Here is a 21680-nt window from a genome sequence, read left to right on the forward strand (position 1 = left end):
CTATTCTGTTTTTAAAAGGGTAAAGAAAAATGTAGTACCTACCCCCTCTTTACTTTCTAGCCATATCTTACCTTTATAAAAATTGACTATTTTTTTTACGATAGAAAGACCAATTCCGGAAGAAGAACCTGTGCTTTGCAATTTTGTAAACACTTTAAAGATTCTTTCAAAATAATCTGTTTTTATACCAACTCCATTATCTTTTACAAAAAATTCATAATAGTCATCTTTATCAATGAAACCTACTTCAATAATGCCAGATTCTTTATCATTATAAGTAACTGCATTTTGAATTAAATTTTGAAAAATTTGTTTATACCTCCATGCATTACCAAATAAGGTCGGCAAGTTTTCTTGAATTGTAATTTTTATAGTTTCTGGCACTAAAATAGTTTCTAAAACCTCATTTACTGTTACGTTAAAGTCAATTTGTGCATCTTGAGTTTCTAGTCTATCAATGGTCGAATAATCTAAAATTCCTTTAATAAGAAAATCCATTTTTTCTACATTAAATAAAACTAAACTTAAAGGGTGCATATCATCTTTACCTAAAACATCTTTATGATCATCAATAAACCACCCAATTAATGTGTGAATGTTTATTAAAGGAGCTTTCAAATCATGAGATACTACATGAGCATATTCATTTAAAACTTCATTTTGAATTGATAAATCTTTTAACAACTCTTCCTTTTTCTTCTCTTGTGCCTTTATCTGCTCTTCATTCTCTTTTCTTAGAATTACATTCACAAGCATATTTGCAAAAACAAAAAGAATATCTTTTTCGTTCTCTGTATATTTATTAATCTTTTTTACAGAATCAAATCCAACAAAACCAATTAATTCATTGTTTTTAATTTTAGGTATTGTTATTAAACTTTTAATGCCTTGGGGTTCTAAAATAGCTCGTAAACCATGCTCTCCATCTTCGGGGAGTAAACTCACATCTTCAATATAAAAAGCTTCTCCTTTTTTATGAGCATCTAACCATTGGGTTACAAAGCTTAATGGTAAGTTTTGTAAATTATCTATTTCAGGTTCTACACCTTCAGCACACCACTCATAAGTATTTGAAGTTGTGTTATTTACAAAATTATAAGAAAAAATATAGCTCCGATCAGATTCTACAAACTCTCCAATTTGCTTTAATGATGTATTAACTAATTTATTTACATCAGATAAATCTGAATTTATATATTTCGTAGAAATACTAATTAATAGATCTTGAAAACGTAATTGTCGTTCAATCGTATTATCTTTTTCCAACTTGTTATTTGTTGTATGTAGGTGTTTATTTTTCATTCAGGTTTAAAAAAATTTGATAATAGATTCAAGATCTTATTCTAAGGTACTACTTACAAACTTATTACAAAAATTAAGGTTGTACAAAGGTTTTATTTAGATGTAAAAAACCTTATTAATCTAAAACTTGATGAGTAATTCAGTTTTTATTACCAAAAAATTAAATTATTTTATTTTTGAATTTAGAAATATCTTAAAACAAATACCTAAGAAAACACATCTAATCAAATAGGTTTCACAACAAAAAAAAAGTAATTTCAATTATAAAATGTAACTTTCATAAAATCTCATTATTTGATTATGCGTCTCCTCCTATCTTGTTGCTTTGCTTTTTTAAGTTATTTTAACCTTATAGCACAATCAGAAAAAAGTACGCTTGACAAAATTGAAAAGTTAAAATTGACTTCCGATTTTAAATCTGAAAACCCTGTTTATATAGATTTAATTCTTGAATTAGCTAAGTTAAAAATTCGTACAAACCCAGATAGTACAGAAATTTTATTAAAAGAAGGGTATCAATTAAGTCTTGATACTAAATATAGAGCAGGAGAAAGCAGAGCTTTGTCCACTTATGGTTATCTATATTTTGAAAAAGGAGATACTGAAAAAGCTTATGAGTATAATATGAATGCTCTAAAAATTGCCAATACTTATAATTTAAGTAAAGAAAAATTAAAGGCAATTAATAATATGGGACTTGACTATTGGTTACAAGGAGATTCGTCAAGCGCACTAACTAAATTTTTAGAAGGTTTAGCCATTGCTACAGAAGTTGAGAATGTAGATATGATGGTGAGTATTAATATCAATATTGCTAATTTATATAGTGATAATGGGGATTATGAAACATCGTTAAGCTTTCTTGAAAATGCAAAAAAACTTAATCTAGAACATGGTAATAGTGAAATTTTAGCCTATATGAAAATAAATATGGCTTCTGAATATTCTGAAATTGGAAATTATATTGAGGCCGAAAAAATGGTCAATGAAAGTATTACATATTTTGAGAAAGACAATGTTATTGATTGGTTATCTCATGGCTATGAACTAAAAGGATCTATTTTATTAAAACAAAAAGAATATTATGAAGCATTAATTTGGTATTTAAAATCAGAAAAGTTAAGCGATGAAATAGATTTTAAATTTGGTTATACACTTTTGTATAGTAATATGGCAGAGTGTTATTTAGGTCTTGAAAAAATTGATAAAGCAGAGAAATATGCTTTAAAAGGTTTGGAAATTTCTAAAGAATTAAATATAGCAGGAGGTGTAAAGGATGCGAATTTAGTTTTATCTAAAATTTATTACAAAAAAGGTCAAAATAAACTAGCCTATGAATATCAATCTACATATATAGAATTGCATGAAAAAAGCTCTTCTGAAAAATTTAAAAAAGGATTAGGTATTTTACGTAGTAAAATGGAGTTTGAAAATCAGAAAAAGCAATTAATTGCAGATCAAGAAAAAGCAATAGCGAAACAAAAAAACTATGTTTATATTGCTATAGCTGCGCTTTTAGTGGTTTTATTGTTTTTGATTTTAATATTTAGAACAAATAAATTACAAAAAGTATACACTGAAAATCTTCAAGAAAAACAAGACGCCTTAATAATTCATGAAGCTGAATTAAATGAGTCTAACAATACTAAAGATAAATTATTCTCTATTATAGCACATGACTTAAAAGGGCCTATAAGTTCATTTCATTCACTTATGAAATTATATTTGAATGATTCTATCAGTAAAGAAGATTCAGATTTTTTATTTCCAAAAGCATTACGAGAAATTCAAGGCATTTCAGATATGCTGAATAATCTTTTAGTTTGGGCAAAAACCCAAATGGATGGAATTGTATTAAATAAAGATAACATTGATATTAATACTATTGCAAAAGACACTATACTCCTTCTCAACCCATTAGCTCAAAAAAAAGAAATAAAAATTATAAATAATATACCTGAAAATACAATTAGTTATAGCGATAGAGATCATCTTGATATAATTATAAGAAATTTAATAAGTAACTCAATAAAGTTCACCAACCTTAAAGGAGAAATTAGCATAAATGCTATAAAGAAGGATGATGAATATCAGATAGAAGTTACCGATAACGGTGTTGGAATGGATATAGAAACACAAGCTAAACTTTTTGATAGAAAGAAAGCAAAGTCTACTTATGGGACCAATAATGAAAAAGGAACAGGATTAGGACTGTCTATTTGTAAAGATATGGTAGAAAGCAATGGAGGCAAACTATGGGTATCAAGTGTTCCTAATCAAGGTACTACAATCTATTTTACTGTTTCTGCTCAATTAGAAAATCAAGCAAAAAGTTGATGTTTTAGAAGTTTAAAATTGATTTTATTAAGTCATTATTTAAAATATCATCAACTATTTTAGACGCCTGTATAGGTGTCTGCGCGGGTTGACTTTGAAATACTTTTTTATTCAATTCATCAACCGTATTCGTAAATGTAACCGCTTTCTTTTTTGATAAAGCACTAATTTTTGATGTATACCTCGTATTAAATTGTAATTTACTAGGGTCTACCTTACCATCTTCAATATAACCTCTTGTTTTTTTAGAACACCTGCAAGGATTATTCCTGTTTACCAAACCACATTTTTTGTTCATCCAATTGTACAACTCTTTACGTGTACGCATTAATTTGATTCTAAAATTACCTGGAGTAATTCCTAAAATTTCAGCACCTAGGTTATGGTCAATTTCAAACATTTCTCCTAAAATATAAATCATTCGTTGCTCTTTAGATAAGCAAAGTAACATACCTGTAGTGCAATTAATTCTAATTTCTTCAATAGTATCTTTTAGCTCTTTTTCTTCTTGATCATTTAATTCGTAATTAGGCACAGCATCAATAGTATTAAAATACGTATCAAAACTCACTTGTTTTAATTTTCCACTTTGCTTTTTACTATTGATAAAATGGTTTACCGTAATACGGTATAACCAAGTAGTAAATTTACTTTCTCCTTTAAATTTAGATAAGGCTGTAATCACCTTAATAAAAACTTCTTGAGTAACATCTTCTGCATCAGCAACATTACCCACCATTTTAAGTGCTAGGTTGTATACAAAAAGTTGATGCCTAACAATTAAAACTTGTAGTGCTTTTTTATCGCCATCAATAGCTAAGTTTACTAATTCAGTATCGGTATAATCTGGATAATTGTCTAAAAATAAAGCTTTCATAAATTTTATTAATTTTTTAAAAACCTCATTTCCTATAAAGAAATGAGGTTTTTAAATTCTATTATATTGCATTAATTCCACCGTGTACAGGTAGCTCTTCCCCTACAATATAAGAAGAATCATCAGAAGCTAAAAACAATACTGCTTTTGCAACTTCTTCTGGATTTCCAAAACGTTTTAAAGCTGTTTGGGCTGTAATAGCTTCTGCTGCTCCAGAAAGTACATCTTCAGGTAATCCGATTTTTCCCCAAAAAGGAGTTCCAATAGGTCCAGGGCTTACAGCATTAACACGAATACCTTGCTCCGCAAGCTCTGCAGATGCTACACGTACTAAAGATCTTAAAGCCGCTTTACTAGCACTTAACAAGCTACTACCACCAAAACCAATTTCATTTAACCAAGATGTAGTGATGATAACTGATGCTTTAGGGTTTAAATTTTTAATAGCTTTTTGTAACGTAAAATAAGATCCTTTAAAATTTACATTCATCATGTCATCAAAAAATGCTTCGTCTGTATCTGCTACGGGTGCTAATTTTCCTTTACCTACATTGATAAATAAAACATCAATACCTCCAAATTTAGCAACGGTCTCAGAATATAAACGATCTAAATCAGACTGATTAGTAACATCTCCTTGTACTCCATAGCTATGTGCTCCTAATTGTGTTACAGCTTCATCTAATGCTTCTTGTCCTCTACCAAAAATAACCACATTAGCTCCTTCAGTTATAAATTCTTGTGCTGTTGCTAAACCAATACCACTAGTTCCTCCTGTAATTACAGCTGTTTTTCCTTCTAATTTTCCCATTATATATTTTTTATTAATTAAACATGGCAATACTGCATCATGCTTAGTTTGGACAATAAAATATTAATGGTGTTACAAAACTATTTTTAAATTTTATTCTATTTAAATTTTTTTAGCTTCTTTATAGGATGAATAGACATCTATTTGATTAAAATATAAAAACGTAAATTAATATTTTACCAATCGTTCGGTAATTAAACTATTTTATTATCTTTGCTTTTATTATCTAAAAGATACATTAGATATTAATAATTAGAGAAATGTTTAAAACTGGAATCATATTTAAGTACTACAAGCCTTTAGTGTGTTGTTGTAGAAAGCTTTGAATGGTTTTATATATTAAATTGATTACCAAAAAAATTGAAAAGAGTTATGAAAAATTTAGCAGCAACAGTATTATTAACCGTTACGTTATTTTCTTGTGGTACTAAAAATGAAGTCCCATCTTCTAAAACAAGTGCAATTACCAATGAAGTGATTGTTTCAGATAAGTTCAATACCCAATATAAATCTATAGAAATTGATGGTATACATATAGCATATAGAGAAGCTGGTAATCCAGAAAAGGAAACTATTGTTTTACTTCATGGTTTCCCAGCCTCATCACACCAATATAGAAAAGTATTAGCTCAACTATCTGGCGAATATCATTTAATAGCACCCGATTATCCAGGATTTGGAAATAGTGATTTTCCTGATGCGAAAGATTATACCTATACGTTTGATACTATCGCATCAACTATCGATACTTTTCTAGAAAAAAAAGGTGTAAATTCTTATGCATTGATGATTCAAGATTATGGAGCACCTATTGGTTTTAGAATTGCAACTGCACACCCAGAAAGAGTTACTGCAATTATAAACCAAAATGGTAATGCTTATGAAGAAGGATTAGGAGAAGCTTGGGCAGGAATTAAAACCCTTTGGGAAAATAGGACTAAAGAAACTGAAGATGCTTTATTATCTGCCTTTTCTTTAGAAGGCTTAAAATGGCAATACACACATGGTGTTCGAAATATAGAAACTGTAAATCCTGATAGTTGGAATTTAGATTATTTACGTTTGTCTAGACCTAATGCGCACGCTGTAAATATTGATTTATTTTATGATTACCAAAACAACATAAAACTGTACCCTAAATGGCAACAATACTTAAGAGAAAATCAACCTCCATTATTGATTGTTTGGGGTAAAAACGATGCTTTTTTTCCTGAAAGTGGTGCTGAAGCTTTTAAAAAAGATGTAAAAAATATAGATTACAACATATTCGATACTGGTCATTTTGCACTAGAAGAAGATGGTGATGCTATTATTGAGAAAATAAGAGTCTTTATGAAAACAATAAACAAATCAATCTAATGAAAAATATTATTTACTTATTTTGTTCGGTATTTTTACTTATTATAAGTTGTAATAATCAATCTACAGAAAAAACAAAAAACATTTCTGACGAGGCATCCTTTTTTCTTCCTCCACCCACAACGTATAATACTATAAAAATAAACGACGTTAACTTATTTTATAGAGAAGCTGGTGACCCTAAAAAACCTACGATTGTACTATTACATGGTTATCCGTCTTCCTCACATAGTTACAGAAATTTGATTCCTATGTTAGCAAGTCACTATCATATCATTGCTCCAGATAATCTTGGTTCAGGGTATAGTGACCATCCAAATCCGGAGACAACAACTTACACTTTTGATTTACTTGCTGATTACACCAATCAATTATTAAAAGCGCTTAAAATAGATAATTACATTATGTACATGCAAGATTTTGGTGCTCCTGTTGGCTACCGAATGATGCTGAAAGACCCTAAAAGAATAGATGCTTTAATTGTACAAAATGCTAATGCGTATTTAGACGGATTAACACCAGCAAGACAAGCATTTTTTAAGAAAGCACAAGAGGATACATCTCAAGAAGAGCTTGATTTTTTATATAATATTACAGCTGAAGATGTAATTATTAATAAACAGTATTTATTTGATCTTGACACTACCAATTACAAAATACAAAGTCCCGATGCTTGGACTCATGATTTATCTTTTTTACAATCAAAAAATGATAGGTTAATACAAGTACAGTTGTTTCAAGATTATTACACCAACTTACTTGCCTACCCTACTTGGCAAAAAATGTTAAAGGAAACGCAACCTAAGACATTAATTACATGGGGTGCTAAAGATGAAAAATTTAATGCTAATGGTGCCAAAGCATACCTTAGGGATTTACCGAATGCAGAATTACATTTATTAGATGCTGGCCATTTTGCTGTTGAAGAAAAAACACGTGATATAGCTGAACTTATTCTTAAATTTCTAAATTAAATAATAACAATAAAATTGTAAGATTGAATAGTATTAGATCTTATATAAATTAACAGGGCAAAATAAAGTAATTGCCTGTTGAGATACTTATTTTTACAGTTATTTTAATAGTTCTTTTTTAGAAGTATTGATTTTTATTAGAAAACTGTAAATTATGAAAATCGAACACATGCTATATGATTATATATTAAAGTTTGGGTTGTCCGTAACTTCTGCTAAATATATAAATCTTGCAATTTTATTAGTCATTTTATTAATAGTAACTTTTTTAGTTGATTTTATTATCAGAAGAATTTTACTAAAACTCTTTACTCAGTTTACAGTAAAATCTAAAACTAATTTTGACAATTTACTTGTAAAAAATAAAGCTCCACAAAGTATAGCTCATATTATACCATTAATAGTGGCACTAGAGCTTACTCCTTTTGTTTTCTTTGACTTTCCTTATTTCGAAAATATTGTTGAAAAAGGGTTACAAGTTTTTGCTATAATATTAACCCTATGGATTGCTCGCAGTCTTTTAAACACACTTAAAGATTATTTTAAAACCTTACCAAGGCTAAAAGATAAGCCCATAGATAGCTACATTCAAGTATTTATGATTTTTGCTTGGGTAATAGGTATCCTCTCTGCTTTTGCTATTATTACAGGAATAGAATTTATTAAATTTATTACTACAATCGGAGCGGCTTCTGCTGTTATCATTATTATTTTTAAAGATACTATTCTAGGCTTTGTTGCCAGCATTCAAGTTTCTATAAATGATATGGTACGCATTGGTGATTGGGTCACTTTTGAAAAATACGGAGCAGATGGAACTGTTATCGAGATAAACTTATCTACCGTAAAAATTCAAAATTTTGATAAAACTATTACAACAATACCTACCTATGCTTTAATTTCAGATTCTTTTAAAAACTGGAGAGGTATGGAAAACTCAGAAGGAAGACGAATTAAAAGAGCCATACATATTAAATTAGATAGTATTCATTATCTATCTAAAAACGAAGTTACTGAGTTAAAAAAAATAGAAATTATAGCCTCTTATTTAGAAATGCGTCAAACAGATATTGATGCATATAATACAGAACATAACATCAATAAAGAAATACTATTAAATGGTCGAAATTTGACAAATATTGGTGTTTTTAGAAAATATATAGAAACTCATATTGAAAACCATTCTGGTATTAATAATGATATGATGATTATGGTTCGTCAACTAGCTCCTGGAACTCAAGGAATTCCTTTAGAAATTTATGCTTTTAGTAGCGACAAGCGCTGGCAAAATTACGAATATATTATGGCTGAAATTTTCGATCACATAATTGCTGCTGTTCCATATTTTAATTTAGAACTTTTTGAGTTGCCCAGTAATTCGAGTTTTTTGAGTTCAAAAAAAGCTATTTAAATAACACTATTTTTAATAATAGGTAATTAAATAATAGAAGAGTTAAGCTTCATTAAAATTTTTAATAAAAAAAAGTCCATCATAAAATGATGGACTTTTAAGTAATTGAATGTTTTATATATTAGTTCAATAAAAAAGATTCTTTTTTGAATCCGTTATTGAATTTTACATCACTAAAAGTAAAAACTCCCATAGCAGAGCCATCTGGTCCGTATCCTTTTCGTACTGTAGATACTAATATACCATCAATAGTTTCATATTCTAAAGTCATTTTTAAAACTGGCTTATTAACTCCCCATGCTGGTAATGAAAAGTAAAACTGATCAACTAAATGTGTTTCAGGGTTAAAGTATAATATGTACTCATCATTCTGCTCTTTTTTTGTAACATCAGAGGTATATGTTAAACTTACTTTATCGTATGTTGTTTCACCTACTTTTTCAGTTCCTAAAAATTTATAGTTTGTTCCTTCATTTTTTAATTTATACATCATTGCAAACCAATAAAAATTTACTTCACGTAAAAATTTAGTACCTCCAACAGCTTTCGGGTCCGTTATTGTTTTACCATCTAATGTTAAAGTAGGTATGCCAGCTACTAAAGATTGTACAGCTACACCTTCTTTACCTGGTAAAACATTAAGGTCGTGTTGAGAATAAGATGCCCAAGAATGTTCACCATTAAAAATATGACGCTCTAAAGAAACATCTTTTCCTTTTTCAAAATTGTCATAAACATATTTAAATTCAACATCTTTTTTAGATGATAATTTTTTATATCCTCCGTTTACAGATTCTAATGCATCTAATAACTCAGCAGATTTATCATCAGTTTTTTGAGCATTAATTGAAAATGTAACAGCGAATGTTAATAAAACACTTGCAAAAGTATTTTTAAGTTGTGACTTCATATTTTAGATATTTTTCTATTAATTAGGCGATTTAGTCGACACTTAAGTAAAAACTTACATTTATATAAAATTATATTAATTTATATTTTGAACCTTATACTTTTTAGTCGAGTTCTTCATTTAACTTCGTAATTAATATTTTTGTTTTACCTCTTAGACTTTTTGCGTTATCTAACTGTTTTTGAGTATGCAATAAACGATCAATAATACTATTCTGGTATTCCTTACTAGCAAGTAATGCTGTATAATCAGACTTAGCTCCAAATTCTTTAATATGATCATATTTTGAATCTTCGTTAGAAAGCATATCAACTAACGATACATATTCTTCTAAAACTGGTTTTAATCGGTTAGTAACTATCGCTTTAATTTGATCATCTTGCTTTTTAAAACTTTCTATAAGATTAGGGTATATGATAATTAAGTCTTTCAAACTTGTGTTTTCAATAAACTCAAACTTAGTCGTATTTATAATCGAATTTATAGAGGCATTTAATAATTTCACCTCTTTATCAGAGATATTAATGATAGTATCCTTTGCACCTTCTGTTAAATTTAATTGGTCTACAGAAACATAATTTAAAGTGTTTTCTAAATAAATTATCGTTTCAGGATATTCGACGACTAAACCATTTAATATACCTAAATTGGTATTTAACTCTTCTTTTAAATTAAAATAAATTTTTTGCTCTAACAAATTATTTTTTCGAATATCATTCAGATCATTTATTTTCCAAGCTATAGATATACCTATTACAATAAGTATAATTTCACCAAATGCATATATCAAATATGATTTAAACTGTCCTAATGCGATTAGTTTTTTTCTTAATTTACGAAACAATCTCATAGATGAAAATTTTAGAAAAAAGTATTAAACTTTTAATTTTTAAGATAATTGAATTACGTACACTTAAAAAATATAAGTACCTACAAATAAACTATGTAGCTCAATAAAGTATATAACCTACTGAAAGTTATGAATTTAAAGAATTAGAGTTTATATATGCCGTAAAAGCAGGCTTATATTGTTCTGAAACTGTAATACGTTGATTATTGATAATGATTTGACTACGTTCTATTTCTTCAATGTTTTTTAATGAAACAATAAAAGAACGATGAACTCGTAAAAATTCACTTTCAGGTAATTCTTCTTGTAATGATTTTAGACTCATTAAAGTTAAAATAGGCTTTGAATTATCTTTTAACCAAATTTTGATATAATCCTTTAAACCTTCAAAATAAAGAACATCTGCTAATTTTATACGCAATTGTTTATATTCTGATTTTACAAAAATAAATTCCTTTTTTTCTGACACAATACTCTGTTGCTTACCTTTCACTAAAGAAAACCAAGCATTTGCTTTATTTGCCGCACCTAAAAACTCAGCATAATCAAATGGTTTTAACAAATAATCTAAAGCTTCAACTTTAAAACCTTCTAAAGCGTATTGATCGAAAGCTGTGGTAAAAACAACACGTGTTTCTTTTGGTAGCATTTTAGAAAACTCAATACCTGTTAAATCTGGCATTTGTATATCTAAAAACAATAAATCAACAGATTGCTCTTTTATAAACTCCATAGCTTCAATAGCACTACTACATTTTTGTTTTAGTTCTAAAAAAGGTGTTTTTTCAACATAACTTTCCACTAAATTAAGCGCCATTGGCTCATCGTCTACAATAACACAGGTGATTTTTATATTGCTCATAATTTAAGTGGATTTAATTTTAATTAATAAAATTTAATTAACAGTGAATCTAACAATAACTTCATTATCTAAAATAACATTTGTTGACCATATAAATTGGGCGTCTACCTCATTATCATCAAAAATGTTGATAAAATTGGTGTATGATGGTTTATTATCAACCCCTATGATGTCATTTGTATATTCAGACGCATTTGGCCATTCGTTATCATCAAAACTTGGTAATTGCCAATCTGAAGGTGTTTTCCAATGTAGAGCATAATATGATGTTCCGTCACTAGAATCTTCAGTACTGCAAGTATCACTTAACCTTAAAGAACCTTCTTCAGAAGCACATGATAAATCTCTTAAAGGCGCTGTATAAAATGTTTGGGCTTTCCAATTAGCATCTGTTTTTGCAATTATATCATTTTTAGCATCTTTAAAAACAGCCACCATTCCGCCATCTCCTGGATGAAAAGCTTGTCCTCTATTAGCCTCAGATCCTAAACCACTATTTTCTTCCCAGTCTACTAATTTCATGGCTATTGTAAAAGGCCTATTTACCTTAAAACGAACGATATTAGAATTAAACTGTGTAAAAGGCACATTGTCTTTACCTACAGGTATGCCATTAATGTACATTTCAAAATAATTATCGGCAAATACGTAGGCTGTAACTATCTCGCCATCGGCATCAACCTCAATAATATCTGTTCCATCTAAAGCCGCCAATGCTTCATCTGCAGATGCGTATTCTACTTTTGTACACGGATTAAACAAATCTGATGCAAAAGGAAAATTATTATCAGTGAAATTTACTTCTGCAGGAACAGTCCATTTACTGCCATCTGTTGCAGTAGAAGTGCCAATTGGAGCTTCTCTACCTCTATCACATTCAAATATATTTTGAGTAAGAACGGTTGCCGATCCTTGAGATACAGATGCTGTTCCGGTATAAGCTTCTGAATTTTCGACAGCCGTTTTTTTACTGTTTTGACCATTTTTACAAGCTGTCATCGTTAAAGAAGCGAAAACAAAGAGTAGTAAAGTGTTCTTTAAGTATATCATTTTATTATTATTTTTAATTTGAGTCTATAAATGTTAAAGTTGTTCTGTCTATAATGCTTACGGTTGCCAATGCATTCATAAAGACATTATAATCTACATTTAGGCTGTTCTTTTTAGGTAAAGAAGCGGGTGTTTCTGATAAAGCATATAGTGCTATGGTGTATTCATGTTCACCTTTACCGCGAGAACAAGGCGATGTGTATGATATCGCTGTTCCATCTTTATTGGCACCCATAAACCAATTGCCTTTAGATGCCATTTTATATGGTATCTCTGTTGTTTCAGGATTTATATCCCATAATAAAAGGTATGAATTGATTTCAGTCTTGTCATCTTTCTTAGGATAATGATACATAACAACTGCTAGCGACTTAGTGCCTTCTGGCACGTTTTCCCAAGAAAGTGGAATAGAGTTTTCAACATCATTAATCTTCTCTTCGCACTTGTAAGCATCCAATAAAACACCATTCTCTATAGCAATACTCGTTAGCTTAAAATTGGAATAGATGGTTTTAAAATCATCATGGTTTACTTCTGTAGTTGCTTTTTTATTGTTTTTACAAGACATCAACCCAATAAAAAGTATGGGAACTATAAATTTTGAATATTTCATTTTTCTCTTGGTTTATAAGTTTCAACTGTTGATGTACCATCAGGATTTATAAATTGATAGTTATAATTATCTTTGCTATCCCAATTATAATTTATAATATATTCTTTGGAATCTAAACTGTAGGTTAAGGAATATGTGTTCTCTCCTAAGGATTTAAAATCAATAATCTCCGCACCTCGTAACGGTCTTAATGCAGGTCTTAATTCTTGTGTTCTAGGTTGCGGATACACTTGGTTTTCAGGTGCTTTTGTTTTTGGGTCTAATTGTACTTCACCCCGCATACCTGCAATAAAATAGGGATATTCTTTAATGGTGTGATATTGATACGAACCATCTGGGTTTGTTTTCCCTAAATATTCATCTAATGTATCTGTGGTTTCTCCATAAACCGGAAAACCATCAACAGCATAAGCTACCGGATTGCCAGCACCTACTTGATCTTGCAAATGTACTGGTGGTAAATGATAATGATAATCATCTGCACGACCACAATGCCCACCCCAATGGTCTAATTCTCCAATAGCATTAGCATCTTCTCCTCTATTATTTAAAGGATTAAAAATAGGTATTCCATTTACCGCAACAGCAATGGCTCCTTTAAGTAAATTGGTTTTTGTAGATAATGGGTTCTCTGCCATTTTTGGATTTGTGGGTATAGCCCAACTATTATCACCCGTGTAATTTTGATTAATAGGCACTTGTTGTTGCCAATTTGTAATACCAACCATCATGTCATGATCTGGTAACCCATTGGATGAAATATACAGATAGTTGTCGTCTGTATGCGTTGTAATACCGTCAAATTTTGCGAAAAATGATTGCATGATAGAAACATCATTTTGGGGAGTATTTACAGTACTTATTTTTTCAGTTTTGGAGTTTTTACATGATACTATTAAAATTACACTTAAACCAAGTACTCCGTGAGTTAAGTACACTACTTTTTTTTGTTTTATTAGTTTAAAAACAGAAAAGAATAAAAGTAAAATTCCTAAACTAATAAGTGCCCAATTAAAATTTGATAATGATTGAGAATTAGTTTTAATAACATTGCTATTATTTAAAGAATGAATCAATTCACTTTTAGCTTTTATATACTTTTGATCAGCTTCTGCAAAGTTTGAAATTTGATAATTTTTAATAGTATGGTTGCCATCTATAAGCCAAACCTCACCATTTTCATATGAAATAAAATCAGCATTGATAGTTTCATTTGTGGTCGTTAACTCCCATTGTTTGGATGGTATTCCGTGTCCACCTTCATGAGCGGAAACAGAACCAAAAGATAAGACGACAAGGGTAATTAAAATTAAATAGTTCATAGTCTTTCGCTATATTATTTATAGTTGTTATTTTGAAAATAAAATCAGAAACTTATTCTTTTAAAGTGTTTTTAATTTTATCAATATTTAAGCTATTTGCCATGGCATTAAAAATTTTATAATAAGCACTCTCATTATTATACAAAACCTCATGAGTACCTTGTTCAATAACTTTTCCTTTTTCTAAAACAATGACATTTTCGGCGTCTATTATTTGAGAAATACTATGAGAAATAACGATTACTGTTCGCCCTTTTTTAATGGCGTCTAAACTTTTCTTGATTTTTTCTGTTGCAATTGCATCCAAACTTGCAGTAGGCTCATCTAAGAAAATAATAGGAGGGTTTTTTAAGAACAATCGTGCTATAGAAACACGTTGTTGTTGACCTCCAGAAAGTAAAGTTGCTTTCGAACTATAACCACCTGGTAATTGAATAATTTGCTCATGAATATAGGCTTGTTTTGCAGCAGCTATAACCTCGGCATCTGTAGCATCTTCTTTACCATAAAGGATGTTTTCTTTGATACTACCATTAAATATGTGGTTTTTTTGCAGTACCAATCCAATATTATCCCGTAACCATTGCGTATCATACTCTTGCAAATCAACTTCATCTAAAAGTATTTTACCTGAAGTTGGTGCATAGAATTTATCTAACAAATTAATCACCGTGCTTTTTCCTGCACCACTTAACCCAACTAGAGCATTTATCGTATTGGGTTTAATAACCATAGAAACATCATAAAGGGCTTTTGTTCCGTTAGGGTAAGCAAAATCGACATTTTTAATATCAAAAGTACCGGTGAATTTTTCAGGAATATAATTGCCACTCAATTCTGTTTCTTCATCGGCGTCCATAATATCAAAAAATGCATCCGAATATATTATGGCATCTTGTACTTCATCATAAATGCGATGTAGCTGTTGTATAGGTGCCGATACATTGTTAAATAGTAAAATATGAAACATTATGGCGCCGATAGTCATGCTGCCATTTAAAACAAAATAAGCGGTTAATATGATAATAATTACGACTCCAAATTGTTCTGTGAATTTTTTTAACCCGTCAAATAAGAAACTTAATTTTCTTGTTTGTAATTGATTTTCAGTCATATCTAATTGAATAGCTTCATGCTTTTTACTTTCAAAATCTTCTCTTGTAAAAGATTTTATAACAGTAATAGAGTTTATTAAACTAATGATGCCATTATTTTTTGTCTCTCTATATTTTCTCATTGTTCGTCTAAAACCTTTCAATTTTTTAGCTTGTAGACTACTTATGTAAAAAAAAAGAGGAATAATTGCGAGACTCACAAGGCCAATATATACATTGGCGTTAAACATGATAATTAAAGCTACAAACGCATTAAAAAATAAAGGTAATATATCAATAAAGAAGTTTTTAACTAACTGTGTAAGACTTGAAACCCCTAAATCTATTCTTGTTTGTAATTTACCACTTTCATTAGTTGGCGAGCTATAAAAAGCCATTTTATACGTCAATATTTTTTCTACAATATTTTGTGCAAAATCTTTTGAAATATAAATTTTCATTTTTTCTCCATAGAACTTTTGACCAAATTGTACTAATGCATAAATACCTTCCTTTAATAAAAGAATAATACTAATTGTAGTTAATAATGAAAAACCTTCTTTTACGGTTTTATTGGCATCACTTAAGGTCGTTAATTCATCAACAGTGTAGCGCAATACCAAGGCATTAACTTGTGCCAAAAATGAACCAATTATAGTTAAAACTAGGGATGCAATTACCAAATTTTTATATGGTTTTACATAGTTCCAAAGTTTTTTGAAAAGCTCTAAAAAAGTTTGTTTAGAAGCGTCTTTCATACATTAAAATTTTGTGTATTTGATCTGTTGTTTTTGAAAACCTCTCAAAAAAATAGAAGTCTTATACTTAGTTCGTTTCAATTTTTAAATTTGCTACAAATCGATTTTCTTTAACAAATGTTTTAAAATCATTTTTATTTGGATAAAGTAATTCTATTCGTTTTTCAATATTTTGAATTCCTATTCCAGAACCACTTTTATCGTCTGTTTTTTTTGGAAAATTATCGTTTTCTATGGTAAACAAAATAGTGGTTTCATTAATAATCATGTGTATATCGATAGTACTTAGTTTACTTGCCGATACACCATGTTTAAAAGCATTTTCTATTAATGAGATAAATAATAAAGGGGCAATCTTTATTCCTGTTTCACCTGAAGGAAAAATATAATTAACAACTGTTTTATCAGATATACGCAGTTTCATTAGATCGATATACTTTTTCATAAAATCGATTTCTTTGGATAACGAAACAGACTCTACATTAGTTTCATACAGCATATAACGCATCAATTTACTTAAACTATGTATTGATATTTTAGCCTGATCCGGCGAAATATCAACCATTGCATAAATATTATTTAATGAATTAAAAAAGAAATGCGGTTGTAGTTGATAATGTAAATGTTGTAACTCAGACTTTAGTTTAAAATTAATTGCTTCTTTACGTTCTGCTTCTGTTTTTATCCAACGTTTTGTGCTTTTTATGGCTATTGAAAATAGTAATGGTGCCATGTAAGATAACATTTGTATATAAACAAACATTTTAAACGGAGGAGCATTAACTTTATCGTTAGAAGATGGTTTCTTTATCAAATTTTGAAAAAAATTATTTTCTATTTGTTCTTTTAATGTAACAAATAAGATAATAATCGCTAAATTGATAAATACAAAAAGTAGCATTTTTTTAGCAAATAAAAACTGATCAATAAGCAAAAAATAATTTATATAAAAAATGATAGCATAAAACGCTAAAGGGATCCAAAAATGTGCTATAATCCTTTCAATCTCTTGCGATTGCCCATATGATAGCACATAAGGCATGCTAAATAGCATAAACCAAATTAAAAGGTGAGAAAGGGCTGTTATTTTTTTGTTTTTATGCATTAAATCCTATTTTTAAATCAGATATAGTATATTCTAGTTATTTACATTATTTTCAGATTTCATAAAAAACAGCATTAAAAGCTATACTCTTCTGACTTTGTTGAAAATAATACTTCAAAGATAAAACTAAGCACTTTTTTATAGAATCTAAATAGATAGTTTGCTGTATTAACTATACGAATGCTATGATTTTATCGATTATATTTTTTTATAATCCAAAATAAAAATTAAATGCCTTATTTAAATATTAAAGCATGTAATTTTTATACCTGCTACCTGTTTATTCATCTACATTCATAGTTCCAGCTACTCCATGTAGACATTTAATGATTTGATTTTCTCCTGGTTCTCCAACGTGATAATGATATCCTCTTTTATCATCAGAATGTCCACCGCATTCGTCCAAATTTGTTGGCTTATTTTCGTTTTTATCCAATAAAGCAAAAATTGCAAATCCGTCAATTGCATAGCCAATAATTGGCGAGTGAATATCAGTTTGCGGTATTTCTTTTGTTGAGCCAGTAACTGCGTGATAATGATAACCTCCGTGCGGATTTACGTGCCCTCCGTGGTCATCTAAAGGGGCTATTGTATGTGCTGCTAATATTGCGTGTGTTGGTGCAGGTGGGTCATACTTCACGCCGTTGAAAGCAACTCCTATTCCGCCTCTTCCAAAACTTTGAGCAGTTTTTATATATTTTGGTGTAACTGGAATTACAAAAGTGGTTACTTGGTTTTTGAAATATTCGGGCAAGCATTCTACACAATAGTTATGATATTTTTCCTCTACATTTGGTTTTGCTGCCGCCAAACATCCCTCTTCTGTATCGGTTACTTTAATCGTTCCATCTTCTCTATATAATTTCCATTTGTCATCGCTGTAGAACTCATCTAAATTAGCAATAAAGTGTCCTGAAACATCATACACTTTATCATCTTTAAACCAAATTCCAGCTTTCTCCATTCCATCCTCGATATGTCTTGGACACCAAGGGCCCATTTCATGTTCGGTTGCTTGGGAATTTGTTTTAATGACATAACAAAGTGTCTCAATTCCGTTTAATTCAACTATTTGCTTTTGTATTCCGTTAATTATGTTTTCTGAAATAAAATAATCTGTATTTACTGGAATTGTCTTAACCGAAGCATCAATCTCTTTTGACAAATTTGTATTTGTTTGTTGTGGGGGTCTATTCTCTTGATTTTTTTCTGCTTTATTAAGTTCTTCTAAAGTTAAAAAGCCATCATTATTGCTATCTATATTTATAAAATCGTTAGCGATTGGTCCTTTTACTTCTCTTTTCGATAATTTTCCGTCTTCATTACTATCCAATTTTGAAATTATCTGTATCGAAGAAGGTCTTTGTCCATTTGGTTCTTGCTGTTCCTTTTTTTCTTGATTTGATTTGCAAGAAATCAAGATTGTAAAAATTAATAATAACAATGAAAGGTTTTTCATTTTATAATTTATTTAGATTCTTTTTAAATAATCGTATAATATAATCGTCAATATTTATTGAATTATATAAGGCTGCATTCAACATTATACTCAATGGGTTAGTATAAAAGCAGTAGTGGAATAAAAACAACTACTTTTCAACAAGTAATCTGCTTAATTATTTACAAAAGAGATTCAAGTTCTCACCTGAACAGTTTTTGTTTTAGATATTGTTACATGCCGTTTTTTGTTCTATAAAACTTCAATATTTATTTAATATTACGCACTAATCTTACATAGTTATATATGCGTATTGTATTTCTTTGTAGTCCATTACCTTCGGTAAAATCATCAGGATTTGCAGTTTTAGGATCGCTACGTTGTGAGCCAGCTCCATAAATATCTATCCAACCATTTCCATTCATATTTCTTAAGCTGCGACCAAAAGCCACATAGGCAGCATTTCCTATACTTTATTGGCTTATATGTGTTATGTGTTACTCCAGTACCATGGGAAATTCATAATATCATATGCAAAAGCAAAAGTTTTATTTTCAATAAAAAGAGTAAGATTATCTTGCGAAGTACTTCGTGGATCAATTACTTTTAATTTTTTCATTATTTATAGTTTTAAATTACTCGTAACGCAAAGCAGTTATAGGATCTAATGCAGAAGCCTTTCTTGCAGGGTACCATCCAAAAAAGATACCAGTTACAGCACAAACTACAAATGAAATTACAATTGAGTACATGGCGACACTTGTAGGCCAATTTAAGAATTTTTCTATAAATACTGTGGCTCCAAGACCTAATAATACTCCTAAAACACCTCCTGTAATACTTATTAAAACAGCTTCAATTAAAAACTGCATTAATATATCGGATCCCTTTCCTCCTACAGCCATACGCAAACCAATTTCTTTTGTACGTTCTTTAACAGAAACATACATGATATTCATAATTCCAATTCCACCAATTAAAAGAGAAATACTTGCTACTGCTACTAACAAAATGGTTAACATTTCGCTGGTAGAACTAAATGTTGAAATTAATTCTTCCATAGAACGTACACTAAAATCATCTTCTTCAGTATCTAATAATTTATGCTGTGTTCTTAAAATTTGTGTGACTTGTGTTACTGCTTCTGGTGCATCATCCTCACTTATGGCAGAAGCTATTATTTGATTTAAATAATCGATAGCTAGAATACGTTTTTGTACTGTTGTGTAAGGTGCTATCACCACATCATCTTGATCTTGACCAAAGGTGTTTTCACCTTTTTCTTCTAAAACTCCAATAACTTTAAACGGAATATTATTAAAACGAATCATTTGTCCTACAGGTTCTTGTCCATCAGGAAATACATTATCGACAACTGTCTGTCCAATAACTGCAACTTTAGAAGCTGATTTTACTTCTAAATCTGTAAACATACTACCGTTCTGTAAATCAACGACTTTAATACTTAAATACTCTGGATTAACACCATAAATGGTGCTTGGCCAGTTATTAGAACCATTAATAACTTGTCCACCTCCATTTACGACTGGTGTGATATAGCTTAGTAAATTTGCTTCCTCTTTAATGGTTTCATAGTTTTTTAGCGTTAAAGTTTGTACATCTCCTCCACTACCTCTTGCTGGACCTCTATCATCGGCTCCTGGTCTTATAGTTATCATATTAGAACCCATTGCAGAAATAGTAGTACGAATACTTTCTTTAGAGCCTTCACCAATGGCTAACATAGCAATTACTGAAGCTACACCAATGATAATGCCTAACATGGTAAGCAATGTTCTTGTTTTATTAAGAATAATGGCTTTTGTTGCGATTTTAAATAAATTTAATAGTCTCATAATTAATCGTCTTGTTTAGGTAAATTGGCTAATTCGTTTGCAGCAGACTGTATATTATGATTTTGATAATCTTGCATAATTTCTCCATCTTTTAAGACAACGGTTCTATTGCTAAACGTTGCTATATCTGGTTCATGTGTTACAAATGTGATGGTAATCCCTTGTTTGTTTAACTCTTGAAATAACGCCATAATCTCATACGACGTTCTTGTATCTAGGTTTCCTGTGGCTTCATCAGCCAATATCATTACAGGATTATTAACCAACGACCTGGCAATAGCTACACGTTGTTGTTGCCCTCCCGAAAGTTGCGATGGTGTATGATGTAAACGGTCTCCTAACCCTACTTTTTCTAGAGCTTCAATAGCACGTTTTCTGCGCTCTTCTGTAGATACTTTGCTGTTATATAATAAGGGCAACTCTACGTTTTCAATAGCCGATGTTCTTGCCAATAAATTATAAGATTGAAAAATGAATCCTATTTTTTCGTTTCTAATTGTGGCTAATTCGTTTCTACTTAAATCTTTTACACTAACACCATCAATTGCATACACTCCAGATGTAGGTTGATCTAAACAGCCTAAGATATTAAGCATGGTACTTTTACCAGATCCACTAGATCCCATAATGGTAACAAACTCGCCTTCTTTTATGGTGAATGAAATACCTCTTAATGCATGAACCGTTTCGGTTCCCATGGTAAACTCACGTTTTAAATCTTCTATTTTAATGATTTCTTTACTCATGGCTT

At 29.9% G+C, this 21680-nt stretch carries 19 protein-coding genes; 4 read left to right on the plus strand and 15 right to left on the minus strand.

What is annotated here, in order from left to right; genetic code table 11:
* Complete coding sequence (locus H0I23_RS06035; RefSeq protein WP_216785556.1) at positions 1 to 1302, minus strand: ATP-binding protein; 1302 nt, start codon at positions 1300 to 1302, stop codon at positions 1 to 3.
* Positions 1303 to 1602: 300 nt separating this feature from the next.
* Between H0I23_RS06035 and H0I23_RS06040 the strand changes: the two genes are divergently transcribed.
* A complete protein-coding gene (locus tag H0I23_RS06040; protein WP_216785557.1) occupies positions 1603 to 3639 on the plus strand; it encodes a tetratricopeptide repeat-containing sensor histidine kinase in 2037 nt (678 codons plus the stop codon).
* A gap of 4 nt (positions 3640 to 3643) precedes the next feature.
* Here the strand turns inward: H0I23_RS06040 and H0I23_RS06045 are convergent, their stop codons facing one another.
* Both H0I23_RS06045 and H0I23_RS06050 read right to left on the minus strand, forming a co-directional pair.
* Positions 3644 to 4516, minus strand: coding sequence for an RNA polymerase sigma factor (locus H0I23_RS06045; protein WP_216785558.1), 873 nt, complete (start codon positions 4514 to 4516; stop codon positions 3644 to 3646).
* A gap of 61 nt (positions 4517 to 4577) precedes the next feature.
* The gene (locus tag H0I23_RS06050; protein WP_216785559.1) at positions 4578 to 5327 is read right to left on the minus strand and encodes an SDR family oxidoreductase; all 750 of its coding nucleotides are present in this window, start codon (positions 5325 to 5327) and stop codon (positions 4578 to 4580) included.
* Between the two features lie 372 nt (positions 5328 to 5699).
* On the opposite strand from H0I23_RS06050, the gene H0I23_RS06055 reads away from it, so the two are divergent.
* From H0I23_RS06055 to H0I23_RS06065, 3 genes are all read left to right on the plus strand, one after another.
* On the plus strand, positions 5700 to 6686 hold the full coding sequence (locus tag H0I23_RS06055; protein ID WP_216785560.1) for an alpha/beta fold hydrolase: 987 nt from the start codon (positions 5700 to 5702) through the stop codon (positions 6684 to 6686).
* A complete protein-coding gene (locus tag H0I23_RS06060; protein WP_216785561.1) occupies positions 6686 to 7660 on the plus strand; it encodes an alpha/beta fold hydrolase in 975 nt (324 codons plus the stop codon). The genes H0I23_RS06055 and H0I23_RS06060 overlap by 1 nt, the downstream gene beginning before the upstream one ends.
* Before the next feature lie 154 nt (positions 7661 to 7814).
* Positions 7815 to 9071, plus strand: coding sequence for a mechanosensitive ion channel family protein (locus H0I23_RS06065; RefSeq protein WP_216785562.1), 1257 nt, complete (start codon positions 7815 to 7817; stop codon positions 9069 to 9071).
* 121 nt (positions 9072 to 9192) lie between these two features.
* Here the strand turns inward: H0I23_RS06065 and H0I23_RS06070 are convergent, their stop codons facing one another.
* The 12 genes from H0I23_RS06070 to H0I23_RS06125 all read right to left on the minus strand — a co-directional run bounded on the left by H0I23_RS06070 (position 9193) and on the right by H0I23_RS06125 (position 21675).
* On the minus strand, positions 9193 to 9981 hold the full coding sequence (locus H0I23_RS06070; protein ID WP_216785563.1) for a hypothetical protein: 789 nt from the start codon (positions 9979 to 9981) through the stop codon (positions 9193 to 9195).
* A gap of 103 nt (positions 9982 to 10084) precedes the next feature.
* Positions 10085 to 10831 carry a hypothetical protein gene (locus tag H0I23_RS06075; protein ID WP_216785564.1) on the minus strand — a complete coding sequence of 249 codons (747 nt, stop codon included), beginning with the start codon at positions 10829 to 10831 and terminating at the stop codon, positions 10085 to 10087.
* A 127-nt stretch (positions 10832 to 10958) separates the two neighbouring features.
* Positions 10959 to 11693: a LytTR family DNA-binding domain-containing protein gene (locus H0I23_RS06080; protein ID WP_216785565.1), complete on the minus strand. Its 735-nt coding sequence runs from the start codon at positions 11691 to 11693 to the stop codon at positions 10959 to 10961.
* 33 nt (positions 11694 to 11726) lie between these two features.
* Complete coding sequence (locus H0I23_RS06085) at positions 11727 to 12743, minus strand: hypothetical protein (protein ID WP_216785566.1); 1017 nt, start codon at positions 12741 to 12743, stop codon at positions 11727 to 11729.
* Positions 12744 to 12756: 13 nt separating this feature from the next.
* Complete coding sequence (locus H0I23_RS06090; protein ID WP_216785567.1) at positions 12757 to 13356, minus strand: YbhB/YbcL family Raf kinase inhibitor-like protein; 600 nt, start codon at positions 13354 to 13356, stop codon at positions 12757 to 12759.
* The gene (locus tag H0I23_RS06095) at positions 13353 to 14678 is read right to left on the minus strand and encodes a YHYH protein (RefSeq protein WP_216785568.1); all 1326 of its coding nucleotides are present in this window, start codon (positions 14676 to 14678) and stop codon (positions 13353 to 13355) included. Before H0I23_RS06095 ends, H0I23_RS06090 begins: the two co-directional genes overlap by 4 nt.
* Before the next feature lie 52 nt (positions 14679 to 14730).
* Complete coding sequence (locus H0I23_RS06100) at positions 14731 to 16530, minus strand: ABC transporter ATP-binding protein (RefSeq protein ID WP_216785569.1); 1800 nt, start codon at positions 16528 to 16530, stop codon at positions 14731 to 14733.
* Positions 16531 to 16597: 67 nt separating this feature from the next.
* Complete coding sequence (locus tag H0I23_RS06105) at positions 16598 to 17635, minus strand: sensor histidine kinase (RefSeq protein WP_216785570.1); 1038 nt, start codon at positions 17633 to 17635, stop codon at positions 16598 to 16600.
* 280 nt (positions 17636 to 17915) lie between these two features.
* A complete protein-coding gene (locus tag H0I23_RS06110) occupies positions 17916 to 19094 on the minus strand; it encodes a YHYH protein (RefSeq protein WP_216785571.1) in 1179 nt (392 codons plus the stop codon).
* Between the two features lie 248 nt (positions 19095 to 19342).
* On the minus strand, positions 19343 to 19498 hold the full coding sequence (locus H0I23_RS06115) for a hypothetical protein (RefSeq protein WP_216785572.1): 156 nt from the start codon (positions 19496 to 19498) through the stop codon (positions 19343 to 19345).
* Positions 19499 to 19708: 210 nt separating this feature from the next.
* Complete coding sequence (locus tag H0I23_RS06120; protein WP_216785573.1) at positions 19709 to 20929, minus strand: ABC transporter permease; 1221 nt, start codon at positions 20927 to 20929, stop codon at positions 19709 to 19711.
* Between the two features lie 2 nt (positions 20930 to 20931).
* Positions 20932 to 21675, minus strand: a complete 744-nt coding sequence (locus H0I23_RS06125; RefSeq protein WP_216785574.1) for an ABC transporter ATP-binding protein — start codon at positions 21673 to 21675, stop codon at positions 20932 to 20934.
* Positions 21676 to 21680 lie beyond the last annotated feature (5 nt).

The sequence above is a fragment of the Cellulophaga sp. HaHaR_3_176 genome, assembly GCF_019021925.1.
In the GTDB taxonomy this organism is placed as follows: Bacteria; Bacteroidota; Bacteroidia; order Flavobacteriales; family Flavobacteriaceae; genus Cellulophaga.